The sequence below is a fragment of the Novipirellula sp. genome (genome assembly GCF_041583735.1).
Classification (GTDB): domain Bacteria; phylum Planctomycetota; class Planctomycetia; order Pirellulales; family Pirellulaceae; genus Novipirellula.
In genome coordinates this window covers 1-5,465 of the sequence record NZ_JBFHFD010000592.1, presented here as the reverse complement: position 1 = coordinate 5,465, position 5,465 = coordinate 1, and the positions used below count along the sequence as shown (strand labels likewise).

The following is a 5,465-nucleotide window of genomic DNA, read 5'->3' as shown; positions in this document are numbered from 1 at the left end:
CGTTACGCGTCACCGGGTACGCGCGAAAGATTTTCAACTTCAAAATCGCCCGACTCGCGTACTCCGGTGCACGCGATTGTTCAAGTAAGCCGCTTCGCGGCGGGATTTTGGTGGGTATGAGACCTTGATGGAAGGAGCGGTTCACGGTGAACCGCTTCACACACTCCTTCCACAAGGAACTTTCGATGTCCAAGTCTAACAATCGTCGCCGCAATTCGCAAAAGTCTGCTGCTCTGGGGGCCTACTTTCCCGAGGATCTTCGTCAAAAACTCAGCGAAGACCTGCAACTCTCCGGGATGGCCAAGCGGACACACGACGGATACATCCGTGCCATCCGGCAACTCTCCGATTTCGCCAAGTGCTCCCCCGACCAAGTCACCGAGAACCATGTTCGCCAATTCTTCTTGCACCTCAAGAACGACCGAGGTTTCGCCTACGGTTCACTGCGTGTCGCCCTCTCGGGAGTGAAGTTCTTTTTTACCCGCACCTGCAAGCGAGACTGGGACATCTTTTCCATGCTCAAACTGCAAAACATCACCGCACTGCCGGAAGTCCTGACCATCAGCCAAACCCACGAGTTGATCGGTCAGGCGAACACCTTGCGGATTTACGCGTATTTCTGGACCGCTTATTCGATGGGCTTGAGGCTCAACGAAGCACTTCATCTGCAGACGACGGATCTGCAAAGCCAACGCGGCTTTGCCCACATCCACCGCGGCAAAGGGGCAAAGGATCGTTACGTCCCGCTGCCAGAATCAACTCTGAAGTTGCTGCGTGCCTATTGGCTGACCCATCATCACGACACGTGGATCTTCCCCGCCGTTTCGCCCGGGTACTGCTTCGACATCCATGGCAAGAGCAAGGCCGAGCGTCCGATGTCGGAAACCACCGTCCAAGGTGCGATGAAGCAGATCGCCAAGAAGCTCAACTTCGGCAAGAAAATCACGATCCACACGTTGCGACATTCTTACGCAACGCATCTGCTCGAAGCCGGTGTTGGGCTGAAGGTCATCCAGAAATACATGGGGCACTCCTCGCTGCAGACGACCCTCGTTTATCTACATCTGACCGAAGATGCGGAGGCCAATGCGCGGGGAGCGATCGACGGACTGTTCGGAAAGTTGCCGGGGGACGACGATGATCCCGATGCGCTCGGCTGTCCCGCACGACTGAAGTAAACCGGTCGCCGAAACGTGTCCACGCTGGCCGAAGCTATCGCCAAGCACGGACCGGCATACCTCGCCAAGCTTCCCGACCCGCTCCCCGAGTCACTGTATCAGGTTGCACGCGTGATCTCGTTGTTGCCGTTTTGCCGAACCGGTGCCCTTGGCGGAGTCCTGTATCGATGCGACGGCTGCGGCCAAACGCATTGGACGGGACGGAGCTGCGGAAATCGTCACTGCGCCACCTGTGGTCACGAGAAGTCGCAACGTTGGATCGAGAAGCATCAGAAGCGGTTGCTACCGGTTCATCACTTCTTCGTCACCTTCACGGTTCCCCGTGAAGTCGGCTTGGTGCTGCGCGCGAACCAACGTGAAGGCTATCGTTCGCTCTTTGATGCTTCGGCACAGAGCATTCGGGACGTCGGTGCCGCAACCAAAGCACTGAAAGGATGCAAGCTCGGTTACTTCGGCGTTCTGCACACTTGGGGGCGAGATCCGCTCGTCTATCATCCGCACATTCACTACATCATCCCCGGCGGTGGAGTGAAGGTCGATGAGGAGGGCGCGGCGATCGGCTGGCAGAGCACACCGCAAGGCTTCCTGTTTCGCCACGGCACCCTGGTTCGGGTCTACAAAGCGAAGTTGGCTGACGAGCTTCGCCGCTGTGGACTTTACGATTCGGTGCCGCGCGAAGCGTGGAAGAAGAACTTCGTGGTGGACATCGAAGCGGTCGGAAATGCGTGGGGCTCATTGCGTTACCTCGCGCCCTACATCCATCGAGTCGCGATCAGCGACAAACGGATCGTCTCGGTCACCGAAAGTTCGGTCTCGTACACCGTCACGCCCACAAAGGCCAAGCGGACGATCGAGCGGAACGTTAAAGGTGTCAAGTTCGTCGAGGGATTCGCGCAGCACATTCTCCCCAGCGGATTCCAGAAAGTGCGGCACTATGGCTGGATGAGCAGCAATTCGGCGATCCGCCTGGATGAACTGCAACTCCTTGTGTGGATGCATCTGGGCTGGGTGTACTGGTTGGCCAGCGGGCATGCTCCACAACCGGAACGCCTAGTCGGTGAGCCTCGCTGTGCCCACTGTGGTGGTGACCTACGCGTCGTGGCAGTCAGTTTCGATCCGATGCAACTTCCTCGTGGACCTCCACCGGCGGCGTTTCAAAGGAGAGCCAATTGAACGTTCAGCGGAAATCGGAGAGACAAAATCAAACGTCATCGGGGAGGCGAACAGAGATGCTCTGCGCTGATCGCGTTCAAATTTGTGCAGACGTGGTGACGAAGAACACCTTGGCAGCCAAAACACACATCCGCTGCCGGCGGCTCACCGCATCGAGACCGGCATGGCAACCGCCGAAGAGCATCGCACCTGGCAGATACGTCTTGAACGAGCCCAGGCCATCGAAGCAAAATCCAAGAGAGAATTAGGCGGCCGAGCGAGCGTTATCGGGCTTCTTGAACAGAGGACTTGAACTTCGGCTCGCAAACTCGCGAAGTCAAATCCTTACTGGTTATCCGTCGTTTGGGCATCACGTCAACTGGTCCGCGAACGATTCTTTGTTTTTACGGATGAAATCGCCGAACGTAGGAAGCAATCTGGTATCAGACAGTTCTAGGTATTCATATAGCAGTGCTTTGAGCCGGTCAAAGTTGTTGGTCAGATGATCGCGTAGTCCGGCATCGTACTCTTTCGCGAGCATGGAATCAGGTACGACAGCCTTGACCTTTTCAAATACCGGCTTTGCTTCCGGAAATCCAATGTCTAAGAGTACTTGTGCAAACTCATCGAGTGAGCGTTCTTGTTCAAAGAGGAATTCGAAACCGTCGCTCGCGATAAATCCAGATAGTTCCCACGCGTCCACGAAAAGAGCCTGTGCGGGATTGCATGGTGTTTCAATGCGAGTGTAGAGCTCGTGTAGCAGGGCTTCGTCGTCCGAGCCAGCCAGAATTTCGGAGATGTTGGCTGTCATTCAACTGTAATGAGAAACGTTGGGACTGAGTCGGATAACAATCAATTATTGGTGGTCCGACCGCGGTAAAAAGTACATATTCCGTGGTTGGACCGCGGAATATCTCCCGCCACCCAATCTTACGGCACCCTGCAGGGGTAATCAAGTCGCTCTCGAGACGATAGGTTTGTGCCATTGATGAAAAAGGTCGTCGATGGGCGTCGGTGTCTCGGCGTGATGAATCTGTCTGATCGGGATCGCGAGTGGTTTCCCAAGGGAGTGGGCAGCGATGCTAGCTTCCCCGCCGTATGAACCCAAACGGGTGCTTCCGAAGACCGTGTGGTCCAGCGTGAGCTGGTGATCGAGGTCCTTCGTCGCCACCTTGCCTCCCAGACTCCCGCGTGGCAGCGGCTACAGGCGGCACGGGCGACTCACATGCTCGATGACGGGGCGGACGTTCGTAGCGTGCAGGAATTGGTCGGGCACAAGGAGGCAGAGTGGACGCAAGCTGGAAGCTGACGCCACTTCCAGAAATCGACTTGCAATTGCCGCGGCCGCTTTGCTACCGTCGCTGCGAGTGTCTCGGGTTGACCCCCAGAAAGTTCACGAATGGACTCAACTGACGCGGAGCGGCGAGCCGAAACCTATACTGTTTCCGCTGCTTCGCGCTTAGCAAAAGTCTCTTCAAAGCTGTACGGATTGCATCCTGGGACACGGATCGCGGCGCTGACGGTCGATGCGGAAATGACTGAATAAGTCGGTGGGGTTCCCCCATCGGTCCGGTCCGGCCTACGTCGCCTAAATCCCCTCATTGCTATCAACCGATCTGTTTCAGCAGTCGTTTGTGATGCGGTGGGGTAGTCCATTTTGTCTCCGGAGCATCGCTCAAATGCAGATTTACGGTCCCTATCGGGTTTCCACCACGCAATCCGCTTCCAACGTCCAATCCACTTCGCAAGTCGATCGCGGCTCCGCTGCGTCCAAGGTCGATCAAGCGTCGTCGCCGGCGTCGGCCGGCCCGGTCGACCAGCTCGACCTCAGCCAAGCAGCTACCTCGGCCAATCGCATCGAAGGCAACGCCGCGGTCGCCGGTGAAGGCATTCGATTTGAACGGGTCGCCGAGCTGCGGCGGCAAATCGCCGACGGATCCTACGACTCGCCCGAACGGATGGACGCCGCCCTGGATCGGTTCTTGGACCTGTTGGGTTAACGGCCTGTGACACCAATCGGGGTCTATCTTGGTCGCGGAAGGGCGCCAGCCCTCCGGTCGTCCAAGGTGTTTTCCAGCTGAAACCGGACGGCTCGCGCCGTTCCGCTCACTCTTTCGTGCCACAGAAAGTGGCCATCGGAAGACAGGTCCCCGGCGGAGACAGACCCCGGCGAAGACAGCGATTGACCGGTCGTGTAGACTTCTAGATGACCGGACTCGTCGACCAAGCGTTTCGAGAGGGTGCTCGCCCCGCGCTGACGGGCTGTTTCTACGTTCCCTCTGACACGCACCATGGCTGAATTGTCGGACTCAACCTCCGAAACGGCGAACTCGAATTCCGAAACGGTTGCGACAAAAGTCGAGCCGTTGGAGGTTTCGCTTTCGCCTCAAGAACGGTTCAGCGAGTACCTGCAGTCGCGCGGGCTGCGGCAAACCAGCCAGCGGAAATTCTTGATCGACCAGGTGTTCAGCCAGCACGAGCATTTTGACGCCGAAGAGTTGATCGAACGGCTGCCACGGCGGGGGGAAGCGAACTACGTCAGTACCGCCACCGTCTATCGCACCCTGCGTGAATGTGTCGACGCCGGGCTGCTCAATAGTTTTCAACTCGACGGCCGCACCGTCTACGACCACGATTACGGCTACCCCCAGCACGACCACCTGTACTGCACGCGGTGCCGAAAACTGCTGGAATTTCAAAGCGACGAACTGGTCGAAATCCGTGACCAAATGGCCGCCTTGCACGGCTTTCGCGTCGAATCCCACCGGATGATCATCAGCGGCGTCTGCCGTGAGTGCTCGCGGCGGCGGCGAAAGAAACGCAAACAGGACCTGGTGTAGCGGGCCCCGAGTGCTCCGTGTCACCTTGCGTTTCGGGTAGGCGGTCGTGGACGAGGCGACGAGTCCTTGCCAATACGCCCACTGCAGAGGACTCGTTGCCTCGTCCATTTGCAGAGGACTCGTCGCCTCGTCCACTACCGCCTACCCGAAACGCAAGGTGACACGGAGCACTCGGGTCCCGCTACACCAGGTCCTGTTTGCGTTTCTTTCGCCGCCGCCGCGAGCACTCACGGCAGACGCCGCTGATGATCATCCGGTGGGATTCGACGCGAAAGCCGTGCAAGGCGGCCATTTG

6 protein-coding genes are annotated in these 5,465 nt (G+C 57.8%); 5 read left to right on the top strand and 1 reads right to left on the bottom strand.

The genetic code is table 11. The annotated features are described in order from the left end of the window. Positions 1 to 185 precede the first annotated feature (185 nt). On the top strand, positions 186 to 1,178 hold the full coding sequence (locus ABX962_RS29020) for a site-specific integrase (protein ID WP_145221498.1): 993 nt from the start codon (positions 186 to 188) through the stop codon (positions 1,176 to 1,178). 15 nt (positions 1,179 to 1,193) lie between these two features. Further along, the gene (locus ABX962_RS29015) at positions 1,194 to 2,351 is read left to right on the top strand and encodes a transposase (protein WP_372724731.1); all 1,158 of its coding nucleotides are present in this window, start codon (positions 1,194 to 1,196) and stop codon (positions 2,349 to 2,351) included. 349 nt (positions 2,352 to 2,700) lie between these two features. On the opposite strand, the gene ABX962_RS29010 is transcribed toward ABX962_RS29015, so the two are convergent. Beyond that, on the bottom strand, positions 2,701 to 3,141 hold the full coding sequence (locus ABX962_RS29010) for a hypothetical protein (RefSeq protein ID WP_372724729.1): 441 nt from the start codon (positions 3,139 to 3,141) through the stop codon (positions 2,701 to 2,703). A 588-nt stretch (positions 3,142 to 3,729) separates the two neighbouring features. Here ABX962_RS29010 and ABX962_RS29005 point away from each other — a divergent pair. The 3 genes from ABX962_RS29005 to ABX962_RS28995 all read left to right on the top strand — a co-directional run bounded on the left by ABX962_RS29005 (position 3,730) and on the right by ABX962_RS28995 (position 5,170). Further along, entirely contained in the window at positions 3,730 to 3,876 is a 147-nt protein-coding gene (locus ABX962_RS29005) for a hypothetical protein (RefSeq protein ID WP_372724727.1), read from the top strand. Positions 3,877 to 4,009: 133 nt separating this feature from the next. Next, positions 4,010 to 4,330 carry a flagellar biosynthesis anti-sigma factor FlgM gene (locus ABX962_RS29000; RefSeq protein WP_095740871.1) on the top strand — a complete coding sequence of 107 codons (321 nt, stop codon included), beginning with the start codon at positions 4,010 to 4,012 and terminating at the stop codon, positions 4,328 to 4,330. 291 nt (positions 4,331 to 4,621) lie between these two features. Then, complete coding sequence (locus tag ABX962_RS28995) at positions 4,622 to 5,170, top strand: Fur family transcriptional regulator (protein ID WP_095740872.1); 549 nt, start codon at positions 4,622 to 4,624, stop codon at positions 5,168 to 5,170. Positions 5,171 to 5,465 lie beyond the last annotated feature (295 nt).

What these genes read in the sequence shown, in the direction of transcription:
- ABX962_RS29020 (WP_145221498.1), top strand. Translation starts at nt 186, where the DNA reads ATGTCCAAGTCTAACAATCGTCGCCGCAATTCGCAAAAGTCTGCTGCT.
- ABX962_RS29010 (WP_372724729.1), bottom strand. Translation starts at nt 3,141, where the DNA reads ATGACAGCCAACATCTCCGAAATTCTGGCTGGCTCGGACGACGAAGCC.
- ABX962_RS29005 (WP_372724727.1), top strand. Translation starts at nt 3,730, where the DNA reads ATGGACTCAACTGACGCGGAGCGGCGAGCCGAAACCTATACTGTTTCC.
- ABX962_RS29000 (WP_095740871.1), top strand. Translation starts at nt 4,010, where the DNA reads ATGCAGATTTACGGTCCCTATCGGGTTTCCACCACGCAATCCGCTTCC.
- ABX962_RS28995 (WP_095740872.1), top strand. Translation starts at nt 4,622, where the DNA reads ATGGCTGAATTGTCGGACTCAACCTCCGAAACGGCGAACTCGAATTCC.